Source organism: Myceligenerans crystallogenes (genome assembly GCF_039529775.1).
Lineage (GTDB): Bacteria > Actinomycetota > Actinomycetes > Actinomycetales > Cellulomonadaceae > Myceligenerans > Myceligenerans crystallogenes.
Genome location: NZ_BAAANL010000006.1, coordinates 221,072 through 238,531, shown reverse-complemented (window position 1 = coordinate 238,531; position 17,460 = coordinate 221,072). Strand labels below are relative to the sequence as shown.

The window sequence follows — 17,460 nt, the reverse complement described above, 5'->3', positions numbered from 1 at the left end:
GGTGGCGGCACGCGTGCCTCACGACAGGACGGCTGATCTCAGGCGATCTGCATTGTCTGCAGGGCGCGTCTCAGGGAGTCGTCGGTCAGGTCTTTCGTCGGCTTGAAGACAAGGTTGACGACGAGGTCGCGGACAGCAGGTGAGGCAAGGGTGCGTGCCACAGTGGCGGCGTCCATGCTTGACCGCTGCCTGCGGTCTGTCATTTCTTGTCCGAGCGGATCGTCGTTCGAATTGACAGCCTTCGAGAATCGCTCCACGCCAAGTGCGAACGCGTCGGCGAATGCCCGCTGGACGACCGCTGATGTGAAGAGCCTTTCGACCAGCGATTCCTGGTCGAGCCCGGCCCAGGGGAGCAGATCGTCCATCACCCCGTCGGCGGCGGCGTCGCCGATCTGCCGGGCAAGGGCCGAGCGCACGCGCTCCGGCGAGGTGAGGTGCTGGTCGACGGCATCGGCCAGGGCCTGTGAGATGTGCTCGCGGTCATGGCCTGCGACGACGAGGTCGGCGAGGGTTCGTTCGGGCGTCGTCACGGGGAGGCCGTCGATGTGCGTGACGTCGTCGCGGCGCAGCTCTGCCCTGTGCAGCTGCACCTCGATGCGCCGGGACTGGTGCCGCCCGGGAAACGTGATGTCCACGCGGGAATCAAGGATGTTCCCGATCTGGTGCAGCGCGGCAGCGCTGGCGTGCGAGATGACGCCGCTCAGGTGCGGCTGAGCCAGACGCTGGTCGGTGGTCCGGGACGGATCGGTCGCGAGCCATGCCGCCCGGGTGTCCACGCGCGCGTCCATCACCGCCGACGGCGTCGCGTACACGCCGTGAACGACACGTACGAGCTCGCCCGACGACACGATGCGGCTGAGCGTCATCCGGGTCACGCCGAGTGAGGTGGCCTGGGCGGCGCTGAACAGCCCCCACTGGCCTGCGGCCAGGGTGGCGATGGTGCTACGTGGCGTCGCACTGCTCATGGTGCGATTGTAACGCTGAGTGTGACAAATGCAGGGATCGCGACGGCATGCCGCCCCTCCACGAGGTCGCTGGTCGGGCGTCACCTGCCGTGTGCCGGAAGCCTCCGCGAGGCCGGCGTCGGACCCCAAGCGATTCGGATGCTGCCGTTTCCTTGAGCCGGGTCCCGCGCGCTGGGAGACTCCGGTTGGCGGGGCGGTGTTCCCGGCCCGCCGTGATCGCTCCACCCACACGAGTACAAGGGAGTCCTCGGACGATGGGAACCACTTCTGCACGCCTCGTCGCAAGTCTCGCCCTCGCCGCCGCGCTGCTGGCCGCGCCCGTCCCGGCGTCGGCCACGCACCCTGACCGGCTGCAGCCCTTCCAGGCCGAGCACACCGGCGTCTGCGGTGTGGTCAGCGCCACCGAGGGGACGCTGCACTGGTACGCGACCCACTCGCCGGAGCCGTCGGCCGTCGGGGTGGAGGGCTACGTCAAGCTCTCCGACCCCGGGATCTGCGCGTTCCTCGTCGCGCCCACCGCCGTGGCGGTCTTCACCGCCTACAGCGGCGAGCGGGTGGTGGACCGGGAGCTGGTCTCGACCACCAGCAGCGGCAAGGTGTCCCTCACCCTGACGCCGGACAGCCCGTGGTACCCCTCGCCGCAGATCGACCGCGTCGAGGTCACCGCGTGCATCGGCGCGGCCCGCTGGGACGACGGCGTCACGCCGTCCGAGTGCGGCAAGCCGGTCAGCTACCCCTGACCGGTTCGTCACAGCGGGCATGGAACGCCCGGCCGGGTGGTTGGGACTCTCGTGAGCGTGTACGAGTCGATCGTGATCGGAGCCGGCCAGGCGGGTCTTTCGGCGTCGTACCACCTGGTCAGGCTCGGGATCGAGCACGTCGTGCTCGACGGCGCGCCACGTGCGGGCGGGGCGTGGCAGCACCGGTGGGACTCGCTGACCATGGGGGACGTGCACGGGGTGGCCGACCTGCCGGACGGGCCGGCGCCGGGGCGCTCGGGCGACCGTGCCAACCAGGTGGTGCCCGCGTGGTTCGAGCGGTACGAGGCGGAGCACGGTCTGCCGGTGCGACGGCCCGTGCGCGTGACATCGGTGCGCGACCGCGGTGGTCTGCTGGAGGTGCGGTCCGACGCCGGGACGTGGCTGACCCGGACCCTGGTCAACGCGACGGGCACCTGGGAGCGGCCGTTCGTCCCGGCCTACCCCGGGATCGGGACGTTCCGCGGGGAGCAGTTCCACACCCACGACTACCCGGGCGCCGGTCATTTCCGGGGCAAGCGGGTGCTCGTGGTGGGCGGAGGCGCGTCGGCCGTGCAGTTCCTCGGCGAGCTCGCGCCCGTCACGGACGTGCTGTGGGTGACCCGCCGCGAGCCGGTGTGGCGGGAGGAGTTCGACGAGGACGCCGGCCGGGACGCCGTCGCGCACGTGCAGGAACGCGTCGCGGCCGGCCTGCCGCCGGCCAGCGTGGTGAGCGTGACCGGCCTGGCCCTGCGGCCGCAGGAGCTGGAGGCGGCGCGGCTCGGCGTCTACGACCGGCGCCGGCCGATGTTCGCGCGGATCGAACCCGGCGGCGTCAGGTGGGCCGACGACGCGACCCGGCCGGGGGAGCCCGCCTTCGAGCCGGTGGACTCGATCCTGTGGGCCACCGGGTTCCGGCCCGCCGTCACGCACCTGGCACCGCTCGGCCTGCGCGGCGAACGCGGCGGCATCCCGTTGCTGCCCGGTACGCGCGACGTGCAGACCTCCGTGACCGCCGTACGGGACGCGCGGGTGCAGCTGGTCGGCTACGGGCCGTCGGCCAGTACGATCGGCGGCAACCGGGCGGGCCGCGCGGCGGCCCTCGCCGTCCGGCGGCAGCTGGCCGCGGCGTCCCTCCCGGCGTGAACGGCTACCGCGGCATGGTGCCGAGCAGCGCCGACTCCAGGCCCAGCTGCAGGGCCTCACGCAGGTCGAGGCGCAGCACCTCGAGCGACGGATCGGCGTCGTAGACGGCTTGCACGGCGGCGGGCGGCGGGCAGTACGCCGACAACGCGCCCGCCAGGACCAGGGCGTGCAGGCAGAAGGTCCGGGCGCCGTCGTCGCCGAGTTCGGGCAGGTGCCGGCGGACGACGCCGGTCAGGGTCGCCAGGGCCTCGAGCGACGCGCGCTTGTGCCGCAGGGCGACCTCCAGGGAGACGTTGTGCTCCAGCACGGCGCCCTGCGCCGCGAACAGGTCGCAGAGCACCGGGCGGGCGGCCAGCGAGGCGCTGAGCACCTCTGCCAGGCGGGCGGCACGTCGTTCGGCGGGCAGGTTCGCGTTCACGCCGAAGGCCAGCTCGCCCGGTAGTTCCTCCAGCCAGGTCGCGAGGAAGTGGTCGAGCAGCTCGAGCAGGACCGCCTCGCGGGACTCGAAGTACCGCACCAGCGCCGACTTGGCCAGGCCCGCGCGCCGGCTCAGCTCGTTGAGGCTCACGTCGGCCACGGGCATCTCGTCGAGCATCGTCGCGGCGGTGTCCAGGATCGCCCGGCGCCGGATCGCGCGTTGCTCGTCGTTGCGTGCGCGCTGGAAGGTCATGCCCCCAGGCTAGCTAATCGACCGGTGGCCTCTTGTCAATGTACCGGCGGTCCACTATGCTCCACGACGTAATGTACCGATGGGATATTAGGGAGCGGTCATGAACTGGAGCGAGCGGGATGTGCCTGACCAGCGGGGACGTGTGGCGCTGGTGACCGGAGCCAACACCGGCCTGGGCTACGAGACGGCGCGGGTGCTGGCCCAGCGGGGCGCGTCGGTGGTGCTGGCCGTCCGCGACATCGAGAAGGGCAAGCAGGCGGCCGCCCGGATGGGTGGTGACGTCACGGTGCAGCCGCTGGACCTGTCGTCGCTGGACTCGGTGCGCGCGGCCGCCGCCGAGGTGCGCGGCCGGCACCCGAGGATCGATCTGCTCGTCAACAACGCGGGCGTGATGTACCCGCCGCGGCGGACCACCTCCGACGGCTTCGAGCTGCAGTTCGGCACCAACCACCTGGGGCACTTCGCGCTCACCGGGCTGCTGCTGGACCGGCTGCTGCCGGTGCCCGGGTCCCGGGTCGTGACGGTCAGCAGCATGGGGCACCGCATCCAGGCGGCGATCCACTTCGACGACCTGCACTGGGAGGAGTCGTACAGCAGGGTCGGTGCCTACGGGCAGTCGAAGCTCGCCAACCTGATGTTCACCTACGAGCTGCAGCGACGGCTCGCGGCCCACGGCGGCACCGTCGCGCTGGCCGCGCATCCCGGGGTGGCCAGGACCGAGCTCGCGCGCAACAGCCCGGCGGCCCTGCGCACCGTGATCACCTGGCTCGCGCCGCTGATGACCCAGGAGGCCGCGGCGGGCGCCCTGCCCACCCTGCGCGCCGCGACGGACCCGGCTGTTCTCGGCGGCCAGTACTACGGCCCCGGGGGCAGGGGCGAGGTGACGGGACATCCGCGCCTCGTCACCTCCAGCCCCGCCTCGTACGACCTGGAGGTGCAGCGCCGGCTCTGGGCGGTCTCGGAGGAGCTGACGGGCGTCGAGTTCCCGGTGTGACGCGCCGCCGCCGCGACGCAGGTGCGTGGTTCTGATCGTGAAGGATCAGAAGAAATCAGAAACCGCCTTGACATCGCAGGAGCGGCGCGGGAAGAATCGGCACGTGATCGATCGAGGCTTCATATGATCGAAGCTGATCGTTCAAAGGGTTCACGGCGCGTCGGTGACGACCGCCTCGCGTGATCGAAGGAGATCCATGAGACACCCACACCTGCCCCGCGCCGTCGTGGCGGGCCTGCTCGCGACGGGCCTCGTCGCGACCTCGCTCGCGACCCTCCCGGCGGCGTCGGCCGCCGAGGAGGTCACCCAGATCGTCGTCGACGGCGACGACGTGCGCGCCGACAACGTCAACGGCCTGACGTTCAAGGGGTTCGGCGTGCTCACCGCCAACTCCACCAGCGCGGTGCTGATGGACTACAAGGCGCGGCACCCGCACAGGTACGCGGAGATGCTGCGGGTCCTGTTCGGCGGTGACCGCCCGGTCATGGACCACGTCAAGATCGAGATGGGCGACGACCGCAACAACTCGACCGGCTCGGACGTCGCGACGATGCGCACCCCCGACGAGCCGGCGAACGTGCGCCGCCACCCGGGCTTCCAGCTTGCCGCCGACGCGCGGAAGGTCAACCCGGACCTCAAGGTGTCGATCCTGCGCTGGAACGCCGTGCCGTGGGCCGACACGGACGACGAGATCTACGACTGGTACAAGAACACGATCCTGGCCGCGTACCGCGAGTACGGGTACATGGTCGACTACGTCAACCCGGGCGTGAACGAGCACACGGCCGACCTGGCCTGGGTCCAGGAGTACGCCGCGCGCGTCCGCACGGACCGGACCGGTTACGTCCACGACGACCCGGATCTCGCGGGCTTCCGGGACGGGGAGGCCGAGCTGTTCCACCGGATCGGCGTCGTCATCTCCGACGAGGTCGGCACGGGCACGTTCGGCGACGAGATGGTGGCCGACGCCGCCCTGCGCGACGCGGTCGCGGCGTCGGGCTTCCACTACAACACGAACGACGACGCCGCCGGGAACTTCAAGCGCCTCGCCGACCGGTTCGACGAGGAGATCTGGAACAGCGAGGCCCAGGCCACGTTCAGCGACTCGGCGCACCGGCCGCACAACAACACCAACGACCCGGGCGTGGCGGGCACCGGCCTGGGCGGTACCGGCGGGCCGCTGGAGATGGCCAACACCATCGTCAAGGGCTTCGTGAACTCGCGCCGCACCCACTTCGTCTACCAGCCCGCGATCGGCGCGTTCTACGAGGGCGGGCAGTACTCGTACAAGGAGCTGGTCGGCGCGCGCGACCCGTGGTCGGGCTGGATCCGGTACGACGCCGGGCTCGCGGTGCTCCAGCACTTCTCCAGCTTCGCCGTCACCGGCTGGGAGAACGACGGCAACTCCGCCGGGATCTGGCGGGCCGTGCCGCAGGCGTCGGCCAGCACCGCGTCCGGGACCAACCCGGTCAACGGCCGCAACGGCGGGCCGAACTACCTCACGCTGGCGGCACCCGACCGCTCCGGCTTCTCCACCGTCCTGGTGAACGACTCCGAGAAGCCGCGCACCTACCGGATCACGCCCCGGGACATGGCCCTGGGCGCGGGCCCGGAGCTCGCCGTCTGGGAGACCCGCGCCGCCGGGCCGGGCGAGCGGTTCGACGCGCGCCACAAGCGGCACGCGGGCGACGTCGCGGCCGACGCCGGCGGCGGCTACACCGTCACCGTCGCGCCCTTCTCGATCGCGACCGCCACGACCCTCGACGTGTCCCGCGACGCGGGCTGGACGACGCCGCTGCCCTCCGGCGGCACCCGCACCGTGCTCGACGCCGCCCCGGAACGCGGCGTGCTCTGGGAGGACGACTTCGACTACGAGGGCCGCACGGTGCCCGTCATCGGCGCCGACGGCCGCCCCACGCGCGAGACCGAGGACTTCCTCGCCTCACGCGGCGGCGCGACCGGCGCGATCCCGCTGTACACCTGGGACCGCAACGGATCCTTCGAGGCCTACCGTGCCGCCGACGGCGAATGGGTGCTGCGCCAGCAGGTGGACCGTGAGGGCACCGGCGTCGGCGGGGCGTGGAACAACGGCGAGCCCGTCACCGCCGTCGGCGACCGGCGCTGGAGCAACTACCGCGCCACCGTCGACGTCCGCTTCGAACGGGGGCCCGCGGCCGGCAACTACGCCGCGCTCGGCGCCCGGTCGAGCGGCGGCGGCAGCTCCCACCACCTGAACGGCACGCCCTACGCCCTCAAGCTGAGCTCCGAGGGCACCTGGCAGCTGCTGCGCTACGGCAAGGAGCTCGACTCCGGCACCGTGGCGGGCGACGGCTGGGACGCCGGCGCCTGGCACGAGCTGTCCGTGCAGGTCGCGGGCAACCGCGTCACCGGACGCGTGGACGGCGAGCAGGTCGTCGCCTGGACCGACGACGCGCCCGTCCTGTCCGGCTGGGTCGACCTCGCCAGCGGCTTCCACTGGACCCAGTTCGACGACCTGAGGATCGAGCGCGTCGACGACGAGATCCCGTACTACGGGGAGTACCTCGACGGCATGCAGATGAGCGACCCGCGCGACCCGGCCGTGCGCAAGCTCGTCTACGCCGGCGCCTGGTCGCACGACCACGGCAAGGGCATGTACGAGTACAACCGCACGTCCTCGGTCAACGACGCCGCGGGCGCGTCGGTGAGCCACACGTTCACCGGATCCGGGCTCGACGTGCTGGGCCCGAACGACGGATCCGCCCGCCTCGACGTCCACGTCGACGGCGAACCCGTGGCCACCAACGCCCGGGTCCGCGCCGCCGGTCACTACCAGCAGGCGTACGAGCTGCGCGGGCTGCCGTGGGGCCGCCACACCGTACGGCTCACGGTCACGTCCGGCACCCTGAACGTCGACGCCGTCGGCGTGATCTCCGCCCCCGCGTCCGACGCCGCCGACGACCGCGCGCTCGAGCGGGCGGCCGAGGCCGCCGAGGCCGTGGAACGCACCGGCGACTTCACCGACACCGACTGGGCGGTGCTGCGGCGCACCCTCACCGACGCCCGTGCGGCGCTCGCGGACCCGGCGTCGTACCGCCTCGACGGCCAGGGGGCGGCGGCCCTGGTGTCCCGGCTGGAGTCGGCGGCCGACCCGGTGCTGAACCGGGTCGTGCGGCTCGAGGACGCGCGCGTGGCAACCTACGCCGGGCAGGCGCCCGCCCTGCCGGCCACGCTCACCGCCGAGCTCACCGACGGCACCACCCGCGAGGTCCCGGTCGCGTGGGACACCCGGGGCGTGTCGTTCGACGAGGCCTGGGCCGCCGTCGAGGTCCCGGGGTCCGCGGGGCCCGTCGCCGCGACCGCGCACGTGGAGGTCGTGCCCGCGGGCACGATCGCCTTCGGTGACGTGAACGCCACCCGGTCGACCGCGCTCGGGTACGACTCGCCGTCCTGGGCGGCCGTCGCCGGGCTCGTCGGGGACGCCCTGGTGAACGACGCGCCCGATCAGGTGCGCACCGAGGGCGCCACGTGGGGCCACTGGGGCCGGACCGCCTCCGGCGCGGGCGACCTGCGGTACAAGGGCGTCGTCGCCGGTGACTACGACAAGACGACGACCACTGGGATCTACACCGCCAACCAGGTGGGCGCCGAGGTGTCGTACACCTTCACCCTCCCGGCGGGGCGGTACACCGTCGCGGCGGGTTCGCACTCCTGGTGGCCGGACGACGCGCGCAGCGCCGACGTGCTGCTCGACCACGACGGCACCAGCCGGAAGGCCGGGACCGTCACGCTCGACGCCGCGAATCCCGGGGAGGTCCTGTCGTACGACGTCGACCTCGCCCAGGACGGCCCGGTCACGATCCGGCTGCGCGGGACCAACGGCCGCTCTCCCGTGCTCTCGTGGGCGGCGGCCGTGGCGCGCGACGACGCCTGATCCGCCGCGAGGCGGGCGGGTGCGGGCGCCCTCGGGTGCCCCCACCCGCCCGCCCGCGAAGGATCACGGACACCCTGGCAGGATGACGGGGTGGCCGAACTCCTCGTGGTGTCCCTGAGCGCGCTCCTGGTGATCGCCGGGGCGACGGTCGCCGGGCCGCGTCTCGGGGTCGCGGCGCCCCTGCTGCTGGTGCTGATCGGCGTCGGGGCGAGCTTCCTGCCGGTGTTCTCGGGCCTGGAGATCGAGCCCGACCTGATCCTCGAGGGCGTGCTGCCGCCGCTGCTCTACTCGGCCGCGGTGTCCATGCCGACGATGAACTTCCGCCGCGAGTTCGGGGCGATCAGCGGGCTGTCGGTGCTGCTCGTCGTCGTCAGCTCCCTGGTGCTCGGGCTGTTCTTCATGCTGGTGTTCCCGGGGATCGGGTTCGCCTGGGGCTGCGCGCTCGGCGCCGTCGTCAGCCCGACGGACGCCGTGGCGACGTCGATCATCAAGCGGCAGCCCGTCTCGCCGCGCGTCGTCGCGCTGCTCGACGGCGAGGGCCTGCTCAACGACGCGACGGCGCTCGTGCTGCTGCGCACGGCGATCGTGGGGACCGCCGCGGCCGTCACGTTCTGGGACGTGGCCGGGACGTTCGCCTACGCGGTCGTCGTGGCGGTCGCGATCGGCGTCGCCGCCGGGTTCGGGAACCTGTTCGTCCGGCGGCGCGTCACCGACTCCACCGTGAACACCGTCATCTCCTTCACGGTCCCGTTCGTCGCGTCCCTGCCCGCCGAGGCGCTCGGGGCGTCCGGGCTGGTCGCGGCCGTCGCCGCGGGGCTCGTCACCGGATTCCGCGCACCGCGCGACCTGTCGCCGCAGCACCGGCTGTCGGACACGCAGAACTGGCGCACCGTCGAGGTCGTGCTCGAGGGCGCGGTGTTCCTGATGATGGGGCTGGAGGTGCGGGCGATCGTCGGCGAGGTGGAGCGGGAGCACGCCGGGGTCGGGCCCGCGGTGCTCGTCGCGGCCGGGGCGCTGGTGCTCGTCGTGCTCGTGCGCGCCGCCTACGTCGTGCCGTTGCTGGCGGCGCTCGCGGCGCAGGGGCGCCGGCACGACAGGCTGCAGCCCCGGCTCGAGAACCTGCAGGAGAAGCTGAGTACCCCCGAGGGCAGGCGCAGGACGGTGGACGCCGTGAGCACGCCGCGCCGGCAGGTGTCGGAGCGCGACCTGGACCGGTTCGCCACGCGCCTGACCCGGGGGCTCGCGAACATCGAGTACTTCCGCCGGGAGTCGCTCGGGTGGCGGGACGGCGTCGTCGTCGTGTGGGCGGGGATGCGCGGCGCGGTGACCGTGGCCGCGGTGCAGACGCTGCCGCCGGACGCCCCGCAACGGTCCACCCTGGTCCTGGTCGCCTACGCGGTGGCGGTGATGTCCCTGTTGCTGCAGGGCGGGACCGTGGCCGCCGTGGTGCGGCGCGTCACGCCGCCGGAGGATCCGGCCGCGGCCGCGGAGCGGAACCAGGACGAACTGGCGCGGCTGTTCGAGACCCTGCGAGCCGCCGCCGGAACGGTCCCGGAACCGGAGGAGGTCACGCACGCCGAGCCTGGCCCGGCGGGGTTCCCCGCCATGAAACGGCACCGCCTTGCCGTCATCGCGGCGCAGCGTTCCGCCCTGCTCGACGCGCGCGACGACGGCACCTTCGACGCCGACATCCTCCAGGACGCCCTGGCCACCCTGGACGCCACCCAGATCGACCTCGAGCTGCGGGGACGGCTCGCGGGCACGGATGTCCCGGACTGACCGGCCGCCGGCGGGCGTGTCGTCGCGGGCCGCCCGCCGCGCGGCCGGGCACGCTGGTGCCATGACAGAGGCGACCACCACCAGGCACCCGAGCCAGCGTCCCCACTTCGCCGCGTGGTTCGAGGACAGGCTGGTCGCCGCCCAGAGCTCGCTCCTGCGGCGGGCCGGCTGGCGCCCGCGGGTCGAGCCCTTCATCGGCTACGGGGCGGTCGGGCCCGGCGTCCCGAACCGGGTCCGCGTGCTCGCCCGCGTCGTGCTCGCACCGCCGCACCGCGGCCCGGCGACCGCCGGCCTCCCGGAGCCGGTCCCCGACCGCCGCGGGTTCCGCAGCTACCTCACGGCCCAGGCCCCGCGCGAGGCGGTCCGCATCCGGTTCGCCGGGACCGCCGTCGACGTCGTCGCCGATCGCGGCGGCTACATCGACGTCGATCTCGACCTCCCGGACGGCGTCGCGCTCGCCCCCGGCGCTCACGAGGCGACCCTCGCCCCCGCGGGGGTGCCCGGTGCCGCCGTGGCGGCGCCCGTCCTGCTCGTCGACGCCGCGACCCCGCTGGGCGTGGTGAGCGACATCGACGACACCACGATGGTCACGGCCGTCCCGCGGCTGTTCCTCGCGGCGTGGAACACGTTCGTGCGGCACACCTCGGCGCGCCGCGCGGTCGAGGGGATGCCGGAGCTCTACCGGCGGCTCGCCGCGGCTCACCCCGGCGCGCCGTTCTTCTACGTGTCGACCGGGGCCTGGAACACCGCGCGCACCCTGCGCGCGTTCCTCGCCCGGCACGGCTACCCGGCCGGGCCGCTGCTCCTGACCGACTGGGGCCCCACCAACACCGGCTGGTTCCGCTCCGGGCCGCACCACAAGGACGCCTGCCTCGCCCGGCTGATGCGGGAGTTCCCCCGGACCCGGTGGCTGCTGGTGGGCGACGACGGCCAGCACGACCCGGAGATCTACGCGCGCGCCACCCGGCGCCGGCCCGGCCGCGTGGCCGCCGTCGCGATCCGTGAGCTCACCACCGCGCAGCAGGTGCTCGCGAGCGGCGCCACGACGCCGGCGGCGACCCGTGCGCAGGGCGACCGCGCCTCCGGCGAGGTGCCGTACGTCGGGGCGGGGGACGGCTTCGCCCTCGCGGACGGGCTGGCCGCGAGGGCGCCGGAGGTGCTGCCGGGCGACGAAGCGGGCTGAGCGCTGCCGGGCGCGGGTCAGCGCGCCCAGGCGATGTAGCCGTCGGGGCGGACCAGCAGCGTCGTCGTCCCGCCGTCGGCGCGGCGCACGGTCGCCGGGCCGGCGGCGAGGGCAGCGGCGACGACCGGGTCGGCGATGCCGGCGGGGGCCGCGGCGTCGTCGGCTCCCTCGGGCAGGACGAGGACCGGGCGTCCCTCCCGCAGCGCCTCGTAGAGGCGCGTGCCCGCCGGGCCCGCGACCAGGGGGAGATCCCCGGCCCGGCGGCCGGTCAGCGGGTGCGCGCCGCGCGGCCGCCCGTACCGCAGCCCCACCCCGGAGATGATGCTGGTGGCGCGGCGCTTCATCGGGGCGAGGCGGTCCACGACCTGACCGGCGAACAGGGAGAAAACGCGTCCCGCGACGCCCCGCGAGCTCGCCGCGCGGACCAGGGCGCCGCTGCCGCGCAGCACGAGGCGGCCGATCGGGTGCCGCTCGGACTCGTAGGTGTCCAGGAGGGCGTCGGCGGCGGAGCCGGTGACGTCGCCGCGGACCACGGCGGCCAGCTTCCACGACAGGTTGGCGGCGTCCTGCAGGCCGGTGTTCATGCCCTGGCCGCCGGCGGGGGAGTGGACGTGGGCGGCGTCGCCCGCGATGAGCACGCGGCCCACGCGGTAGTGCGGCGCCTGCCGTTCGTCGGAGTGGAAGCGTGAGGTCCAGCGGGCGTCGAGAAGGCCGTGGTCGGTCCCGAAGGCGAGCCGCATCAGCTCACGCACTTCCGGCAGGTCGAGCGGCGTGTCCTCGGGGACGTCCTGGCCCCAGTGCCAGCCGATCACCCGGTGGTAGCCGTCGCCGAACGGGGCGAGGAAGCAGAACACGTCGCCGCGGGTGGACACCGTCAGGACGCTCTGCGGGGGCTCGCTCAGGCGTACGTCGGCCAGGACCATCGAGCGGATGACCGCCTGGCCCGGGAACGGCAGCCCGGCGAGCTCGCGCACGGCCGACCGGTGCCCGTCGCAGCCGACGGCGTACGCGGCGCGGAGCGTGGCGGGGCCGCCCGGCGTGGTCAGGGTCAGCGTGACGCCGTCGTCGTCCTGGGCCAGCGCCGTCACCTCCGCGTCGTGGCGGAAGGTGACGCCCGCGGCGCGGGCGCGCTCCAGCAGGGCGCGCTCGACCTCGTACTGCGGCGTGACCAGCAGGTACGGGTAGCGCGAGGGCAGGTGGCCGAGGTCGAGCACCAGCGTGTCCAGCAGGCGCAGCGTGTCGAGGCGGGCGCCGGTGGCCAGGACCTGGTCGGCGAGGCCGCGGGCGTCGAGCTGCTCGAGGGTGCGGGCGTGCACGGCGAACGCGCGGGACAGGTTGCTGATGCCCTCGGGCCGTCGCTCGACGACCGTCACCCGGACGCCCGCCGCCGCCAGGTCGCCCGCGAGGAGCAGGCCGGTGGGGCCGGCGCCGACGACCACGACGTCGGTCTCGGTGGCCGGGCCGGGCCGGCCCGCGGTGTCGGTGCGGGTGGTGCTCTCGCTCATGGCGATTCCCTTTCGCTCCGAGGCCAACGTTTGTTGGCCAACGTCTGTTGACACAACGGTAGGAGGCTGGCGCGACCAGTGTCAACACTTGTTGGCCTACACTTGTTGGCATGCCGGAGACGACCGCACCCGCGACCCCCGCCCGCCGCGGCGACGCCACCCGCGCCGCGATCCTCGCCGCCGCGCGCGAGCGGTTCGCCGCCGACGGCTACGAGCGAGCCACCGTGCGCGCCATCGCGCAGGAGGCCCGCATCGACCCGTCCATGGTGATCCGCTACTTCGGGTCGAAGGAGGGTCTGTTCGCGGCGGCGGTCGACGTCGACCTGCGCCTGCCGGACCTCACCGGCGTGCCGCGCGACGAGCTCGGGGCCACGCTCGTGCGTCATTTCCTCGACCTGTGGGAGACGGGCCCGGCGAGCGCCGTCCTCGTCGCGATGCTGCGCGTCGGCGTGACGAACCCGGCCGGGGCGGCGCGGATGCAGCAGGTCTTCGCCGAGCAGGTCGCGCCGCTGGCGCGGATTGCCGGGCCGGCGGGCTCGGCGGGGGAGGTGCCCGACGACGCCCCGGCGCGCGCGGCGCTGGTGGCCTCCCACCTCCTGGGCCTGGCCCTGACGCGTCTCGTGCTGCGCTTCGAGCCCGCGGTCGCGATGAGCCGGGACGACGTCGTCCGCTGGGTCGCGCCGGCCGTGCAGCGCTACCTCGCGGGGTGACCCGGCCCGGGGCGTTGCGCTACGAGTCGCTCGCGGCGTCGCCGCAGACCCCGTCCAGCAGCCGCTCGAGACCCCAGCGGTACTGCGTGGTCGTGTTGTAGGCGCCGACGGCGGCGGCTGCCGCGACGGTACGGGGCGCGGCGTCGGCGGGCAGTGCCCGGAGTTCCCGGGTGCGCCGGGCGGCTCTGGCCTCCTCGTCGCGGGCGGCTCCGGTGCCGCGGGATCCGGTGCCATCCGGTTCGGCCGGATCCGGCTCCGCCACGTCCAGCGCCACGGTGCCCAGCAGGTGGGTGGTGAGCGCGTAGGAGGCGCGGGCGGCGTCGTCGGGCACGAGACCGCCGTCGCCGAGCGCGGCGAGCAGGCCCTCGCCGACGGCGAGGGCGTGCGGCCCGCGGAAACCCGAGGCGAGCAGCAGCGGGACGGTGCCGGGGTGGTCCAGCAGCAGCGAGCGCAGGCCGAGCGCGAACGCGATGACGCGGTCGCGCCACGGCCGGCCCGCGTCGGTGAGGACGGCGACGGGCGCGCGCCCCAGCAGGGTGTCCGTCACCGCCGCGACCAGGGCGTCCTTGGTGGGGAAGTAGGTGTAGACGGCGTTCGGGGTCAGCCCGACCTCCGAGGCGAGCGCCCGCACCGACAGCGCGCGCGGGCCGCCGCGGTCGAGCAGGCGGAAGGCGGCGTCGAGCAGGTCCTGCTCGGTGAGCGTCCGCCGTGGTCCGGGGCGGGGCGGTCCGGGAGCGTCCATCACCGCACAGCGTAGGGGCCGCACCCTTGACGCGCTCTCTGTACGGTGTGCAGAATTATCTCTGCACACCGTACAGAGAGGGCTTCCTATGGCTGATCCCCGGGCGCGCCGCGCCGGTGTCCTGCTGATCTCCGGCGCGCTGCTGGCGAACCTCGCGTTCGCCGGGCTGTCCGTCGTGTTCGGCTACCCCGACGTCCTGCAGCGTCCGCCCGCCGGCGTGCTGCGTGACTTCGCCGCCCAGCCCGTCGCGATCGGCGGCCTGTTCGCGCTGCTCGCGCTCGGGGCGGGCCTCATCGGCCCGGCGGCGTTCGACCTCGCGCGGGTTGCGGGGCCGGGGCGGTGGTCCCGGTGGGCGCTCGGCCTCGGCGTCGCCGCGAGCGCCGTGCAGGTGGCGGGCCTGCTGCGCTGGCCGTTGCTGGTCCCGTCGCTGGCCGCGGCGGCCTCGGCGCCGGGCGCGACCGCGGCCGAGGTGACCGCCGCCGCCGATCGGTTCGCGCTCCTGAACCTGGTGGCGGGTCAGCTCGTGGGGGAGTCGCTGGGCTACGTCCTGACCGCGGGCTGGACGGCCGCCACGGTCCTCGCCCTGGGGCGGGCGCTGCCTGCCTGGTCGCGGGTGGCCGGCCTGGCCTGCGTCCCGCCGATCCTCGCCGGGCTGCTCGTCCCGCTCGGCTGGGAGCCCGCGGACCTGGTCAACTTCGCGGGCTACATCCTCTGGAGCCTGTGGCTGCTGGCGCTCGGCGCGCTGCTGCTGGCGGGCCGCGTCGGCCCGGGCGCCGTGTCCGGGTCCCGGGGCCGGGCGGACAACTGATCAGCGGAGACTGTATGGTCAGTGGATGCTGACCATTGCCTCGCGGCTCGACGTGATGAACCGCCTCGGCCGCGCGATGGCGGATCCGACCCGGTCGCGGATCCTGCTCTCGCTGCTGCAGGGGCCGGGGTTCCCGGGCGCGCTGGCGGACGAGCTGGGGCTGACCCGCTCGAACGTCTCGAACCACCTGACCTGCCTGCGGGACTGCGGGATCGTGGCGGCCGAGCCGCAGGGCCGCCGGACGCGGTACGAGATCGCCGACCCGCGCCTCACCCGTGCCCTGCTGCTCCTGATCGACGTGACGCTCGCGGTCGACGACGACGCCGAGTGCATCGAGGGGGCCTGCCCGAACCCGGGCTGCGCCGGAGCGTGCCTGACGGCGACGTCCGCCACGGGCGTGACCACGAACGGGGAGGCCGGCCGGTGAACGCGGTGCTGACCACGGCCCGGCGGGAGGTGCTGCGCCGCCGGATCCGGCTGGTGGTGCTGGCCACGATCGCCTACAACGTGATCGAGGCGGTCGTCGCGATCTGGGCCGGGCGAGCCGCGGGTTCGGCGGCGCTGATCGGGTTCGGCCTCGACTCGGTCGTCGAGGTGCTGTCGGCCGCGGCCGTGGCCTGGCAGTTCGCGGGCCGTGACCCCGAGGCCCGGGAGAGGACCGCGATGCGGGTCATCGCGTTCGCCTTCTTCGCCCTGGCCGCGTTCGTCACCGTGGAGTCCGTGCGCACGCTGATCGGCGCCGAGCGCGCGGAGCACTCGACGACCGGGCTCGTCCTCGCGGGGGTGAGCGTCGTCGTGATGCCGGCCCTGTCCTGGATCGAACGCCGGACCGGCCGCGAACTCGGGTCCGCCTCGGCGGTCGCGGACTCCCGGCAGACCCTGCTGTGCGCCTGGCTCTCCGGGGTGCTCCTGGCGGGGCTCCTGCTCAACAGCCTGTTCGGCTGGTGGTGGGCCGATCCGCTGGCCGCCCTGGTCATCGCGGCCGTCGCGGTCCGGGAAGGCCTCGAGGCGTGGAACGGCGACGCCTGCTGCACGCCCGTGGCGCAGCTCCTTGACCACGACCACGACGACGGTGACGGCGCCGGGCCCGCCGAGGGCTGCGCCGACGGCTGCTGCGCGAGGTGAGATCGCCCGGCGGCCTCCGTGCCGGACGGTTTGTCCCGTCGTCGGGTTCCACGGCAGGATGACGCCTCATGCGCGACGACGACGCCCCTGCCCAGGCCGCTGTGCCGCCCTCGGACACCCTGATCGAGGGGTCGTACCAGCCGGTCCGGGACGACTACCGCGAGTACGTGCGCCTGATGCCGACGACGAGGGCGATGCCCGTGATCGGGACGGTCATGGTGGTGCTGTGCCTCGTCCTGATCGCCCTGTGCGCCACGTCGGGGGATACCGAGCCGCTCGTGCTGACCGTGGTGACCGCCGCGTTCGCGGGCCTCTGCTTCGGGTACACGCGCTGGATGGCGGCGATGCTCTGGCGGGCCGCCGTGCTGCGTGAGCACACCAGTCTGCGGCTCACCGGCACGCACGTCGCCAGTGCGGGCGTGAGCAGCTCGCAGGAGATCGCCTGGACCGCCATCCGCCGCGCGAAGGAGACGGACACCGCCTTTCACCTCGACCTGTCGACCGGCCTGGTCGCCATCCGGCTGATGATGCCGAAGCGGGCGTTCCGCGTCGAGGAACATGCGGCCGTCCGGCAGCTGATCCGGGAGAAGGTGTCGCAGGTCGACGGCCGACGACGGCCGGCGGAGCGTACGGTCGGGTGATGGACCAGCGCCTCAGCTTCGTCACGCTCGCCGTCCGGGACCTCGCGGCCTCCCGGCGCTTCTACGTCGACGGGCTGGGCTGGCACCCGGCGTTCGAGGCGGACGGCGACGTCGTCATGATCCAGGTCGGCGAGCGCGTCGTCCTCTCCCTGTGGGACGCCGCCGCGTTCGAGGACGAGGTCGGCCCCATCGCCCGCGGCGACGGCGCCCCGCCCTTCACGCTCGCCCACAACGTCCCCACCCGCGCCGACGTCGACGCCGCGCTGGAACTCGCCGGGCGCGCGGGCGCTGTCGTCCACGCCCCGCAGGACCGTTCCTGGGGCGGCTACACCGGCTACTTCGCGGACCCGGACGGCTTCCGCTGGGAGGTCGCGTGGAACCCGGACGCCATCGGGCAGCTGGTGCTGCCGGAGTGAACCGACTCTTGGCCGTTGTCGCGTGCAGTACCAAGCTGCTACTCAATTGCTGTTTGTAGCGCTTTTACGGCGCTCCGTAGCGATTGGCTCATGCGATGTTTCTGGCGCAATCGGTCAAAGCTGCTG

General features: G+C 73.9%; 16 protein-coding genes. 12 read left to right on the top strand and 4 right to left on the bottom strand.

Going from position 1 to position 17,460, the window contains the following annotated elements:
* Positions 1–38: 38 nt before the first annotated feature.
* On the bottom strand, positions 39–965 hold the full coding sequence (locus ABD208_RS15635) for a type IV toxin-antitoxin system AbiEi family antitoxin domain-containing protein (protein ID WP_344104612.1): 927 nt from the start codon (positions 963–965) through the stop codon (positions 39–41).
* A 254-nt stretch (positions 966–1,219) separates the two neighbouring features.
* Here ABD208_RS15635 and ABD208_RS15630 point away from each other — a divergent pair, with 254 nt between their 5' ends.
* A complete protein-coding gene (locus tag ABD208_RS15630) occupies positions 1,220–1,705 on the top strand; it encodes a hypothetical protein (RefSeq protein WP_344104610.1) in 486 nt (161 codons plus the stop codon).
* A gap of 51 nt (positions 1,706–1,756) precedes the next feature.
* Positions 1,757–2,848, top strand: coding sequence for an NAD(P)-binding domain-containing protein (locus tag ABD208_RS15625; RefSeq protein ID WP_344104608.1), 1,092 nt, complete (start codon positions 1,757–1,759; stop codon positions 2,846–2,848).
* A gap of 4 nt (positions 2,849–2,852) precedes the next feature.
* Here ABD208_RS15625 and ABD208_RS15620 read toward each other — a convergent pair whose 3' ends face one another.
* Positions 2,853–3,518, bottom strand: a complete 666-nt coding sequence (locus tag ABD208_RS15620) for a TetR/AcrR family transcriptional regulator (RefSeq protein ID WP_344104606.1) — start codon at positions 3,516–3,518, stop codon at positions 2,853–2,855.
* A gap of 100 nt (positions 3,519–3,618) precedes the next feature.
* Between ABD208_RS15620 and ABD208_RS15615 the strand changes: the two genes are divergently transcribed.
* From ABD208_RS15615 to ABD208_RS15600, 4 genes are all read left to right on the top strand, one after another.
* Positions 3,619–4,512, top strand: coding sequence for an SDR family NAD(P)-dependent oxidoreductase (locus tag ABD208_RS15615; protein WP_344104604.1), 894 nt, complete (start codon positions 3,619–3,621; stop codon positions 4,510–4,512).
* Between the two features lie 196 nt (positions 4,513–4,708).
* Positions 4,709–8,425 carry an Ig-like domain-containing protein gene (locus ABD208_RS15610; RefSeq protein ID WP_344104602.1) on the top strand — a complete coding sequence of 1,239 codons (3,717 nt, stop codon included), beginning with the start codon at positions 4,709–4,711 and terminating at the stop codon, positions 8,423–8,425.
* A gap of 90 nt (positions 8,426–8,515) precedes the next feature.
* Entirely contained in the window at positions 8,516–10,204 is a 1,689-nt protein-coding gene (locus tag ABD208_RS15605; RefSeq protein WP_344104600.1) for a cation:proton antiporter, read from the top strand.
* A 61-nt stretch (positions 10,205–10,265) separates the two neighbouring features.
* The gene (locus ABD208_RS15600; RefSeq protein WP_344104598.1) at positions 10,266–11,387 is read left to right on the top strand and encodes an App1 family protein phosphatidate phosphatase; all 1,122 of its coding nucleotides are present in this window, start codon (positions 10,266–10,268) and stop codon (positions 11,385–11,387) included.
* A 17-nt stretch (positions 11,388–11,404) separates the two neighbouring features.
* Here the strand turns inward: ABD208_RS15600 and ABD208_RS15595 are convergent, their stop codons facing one another.
* Positions 11,405–12,892: an FAD-dependent oxidoreductase gene (locus tag ABD208_RS15595; RefSeq protein WP_344104595.1), complete on the bottom strand. Its 1,488-nt coding sequence runs from the start codon at positions 12,890–12,892 to the stop codon at positions 11,405–11,407.
* Positions 12,893–13,002: 110 nt separating this feature from the next.
* On the opposite strand from ABD208_RS15595, the gene ABD208_RS15590 reads away from it, so the two are divergent.
* On the top strand, positions 13,003–13,602 hold the full coding sequence (locus ABD208_RS15590; protein ID WP_344104592.1) for a TetR/AcrR family transcriptional regulator: 600 nt from the start codon (positions 13,003–13,005) through the stop codon (positions 13,600–13,602).
* A gap of 19 nt (positions 13,603–13,621) precedes the next feature.
* On the opposite strand, the gene ABD208_RS15585 is transcribed toward ABD208_RS15590, so the two are convergent.
* A complete protein-coding gene (locus tag ABD208_RS15585) occupies positions 13,622–14,344 on the bottom strand; it encodes a TetR/AcrR family transcriptional regulator (RefSeq protein ID WP_344104590.1) in 723 nt (240 codons plus the stop codon).
* 88 nt (positions 14,345–14,432) lie between these two features.
* On the opposite strand from ABD208_RS15585, the gene ABD208_RS15580 reads away from it, so the two are divergent.
* The 5 genes from ABD208_RS15580 (at position 14,433) to ABD208_RS15560 (ending at position 17,334) form a co-directional block, all read left to right on the top strand.
* A complete protein-coding gene (locus tag ABD208_RS15580) occupies positions 14,433–15,152 on the top strand; it encodes a hypothetical protein (protein WP_344104587.1) in 720 nt (239 codons plus the stop codon).
* Between the two features lie 25 nt (positions 15,153–15,177).
* Positions 15,178–15,579, top strand: a complete 402-nt coding sequence (cmtR, locus tag ABD208_RS15575) for a Cd(II)/Pb(II)-sensing metalloregulatory transcriptional regulator CmtR (RefSeq protein WP_344104585.1) — start codon at positions 15,178–15,180, stop codon at positions 15,577–15,579.
* Complete coding sequence (locus tag ABD208_RS15570; RefSeq protein ID WP_344104583.1) at positions 15,576–16,277, top strand: cation efflux transmembrane domain-containing protein; 702 nt, start codon at positions 15,576–15,578, stop codon at positions 16,275–16,277. The genes cmtR and ABD208_RS15570 overlap by 4 nt, the downstream gene beginning before the upstream one ends.
* Positions 16,278–16,345: 68 nt before the next feature.
* The gene (locus ABD208_RS15565) at positions 16,346–16,918 is read left to right on the top strand and encodes a YcxB family protein (RefSeq protein ID WP_344104581.1); all 573 of its coding nucleotides are present in this window, start codon (positions 16,346–16,348) and stop codon (positions 16,916–16,918) included.
* Positions 16,918–17,334, top strand: a complete 417-nt coding sequence (locus ABD208_RS15560) for a VOC family protein (protein WP_344104580.1) — start codon at positions 16,918–16,920, stop codon at positions 17,332–17,334. Before ABD208_RS15565 ends, ABD208_RS15560 begins: the two co-directional genes overlap by 1 nt.
* The last annotated feature ends 126 nt before the right edge of the window (positions 17,335–17,460 follow it).

Coding starts and splice junctions, on each gene's coding strand:
- ABD208_RS15635 (WP_344104612.1), bottom strand. CDS start 965: ATGAGCAGTGCGACGCCACGTAGCACCATCGCCACCCTGGCCGCAGGC.
- ABD208_RS15630 (WP_344104610.1), top strand. CDS start 1,220: ATGGGAACCACTTCTGCACGCCTCGTCGCAAGTCTCGCCCTCGCCGCC.
- ABD208_RS15620 (WP_344104606.1), bottom strand. CDS start 3,518: ATGACCTTCCAGCGCGCACGCAACGACGAGCAACGCGCGATCCGGCGC.
- ABD208_RS15615 (WP_344104604.1), top strand. CDS start 3,619: ATGAACTGGAGCGAGCGGGATGTGCCTGACCAGCGGGGACGTGTGGCG.
- ABD208_RS15610 (WP_344104602.1), top strand. CDS start 4,709: ATGAGACACCCACACCTGCCCCGCGCCGTCGTGGCGGGCCTGCTCGCG.
- ABD208_RS15600 (WP_344104598.1), top strand. CDS start 10,266: ATGACAGAGGCGACCACCACCAGGCACCCGAGCCAGCGTCCCCACTTC.
- ABD208_RS15595 (WP_344104595.1), bottom strand. CDS start 12,892: ATGAGCGAGAGCACCACCCGCACCGACACCGCGGGCCGGCCCGGCCCG.
- ABD208_RS15590 (WP_344104592.1), top strand. CDS start 13,003: ATGCCGGAGACGACCGCACCCGCGACCCCCGCCCGCCGCGGCGACGCC.
- ABD208_RS15585 (WP_344104590.1), bottom strand. CDS start 14,344: ATGGACGCTCCCGGACCGCCCCGCCCCGGACCACGGCGGACGCTCACC.
- ABD208_RS15580 (WP_344104587.1), top strand. CDS start 14,433: ATGGCTGATCCCCGGGCGCGCCGCGCCGGTGTCCTGCTGATCTCCGGC.
- cmtR (WP_344104585.1), top strand. CDS start 15,178: ATGCTGACCATTGCCTCGCGGCTCGACGTGATGAACCGCCTCGGCCGC.
- ABD208_RS15565 (WP_344104581.1), top strand. CDS start 16,346: ATGCGCGACGACGACGCCCCTGCCCAGGCCGCTGTGCCGCCCTCGGAC.
- ABD208_RS15560 (WP_344104580.1), top strand. CDS start 16,918: ATGGACCAGCGCCTCAGCTTCGTCACGCTCGCCGTCCGGGACCTCGCG.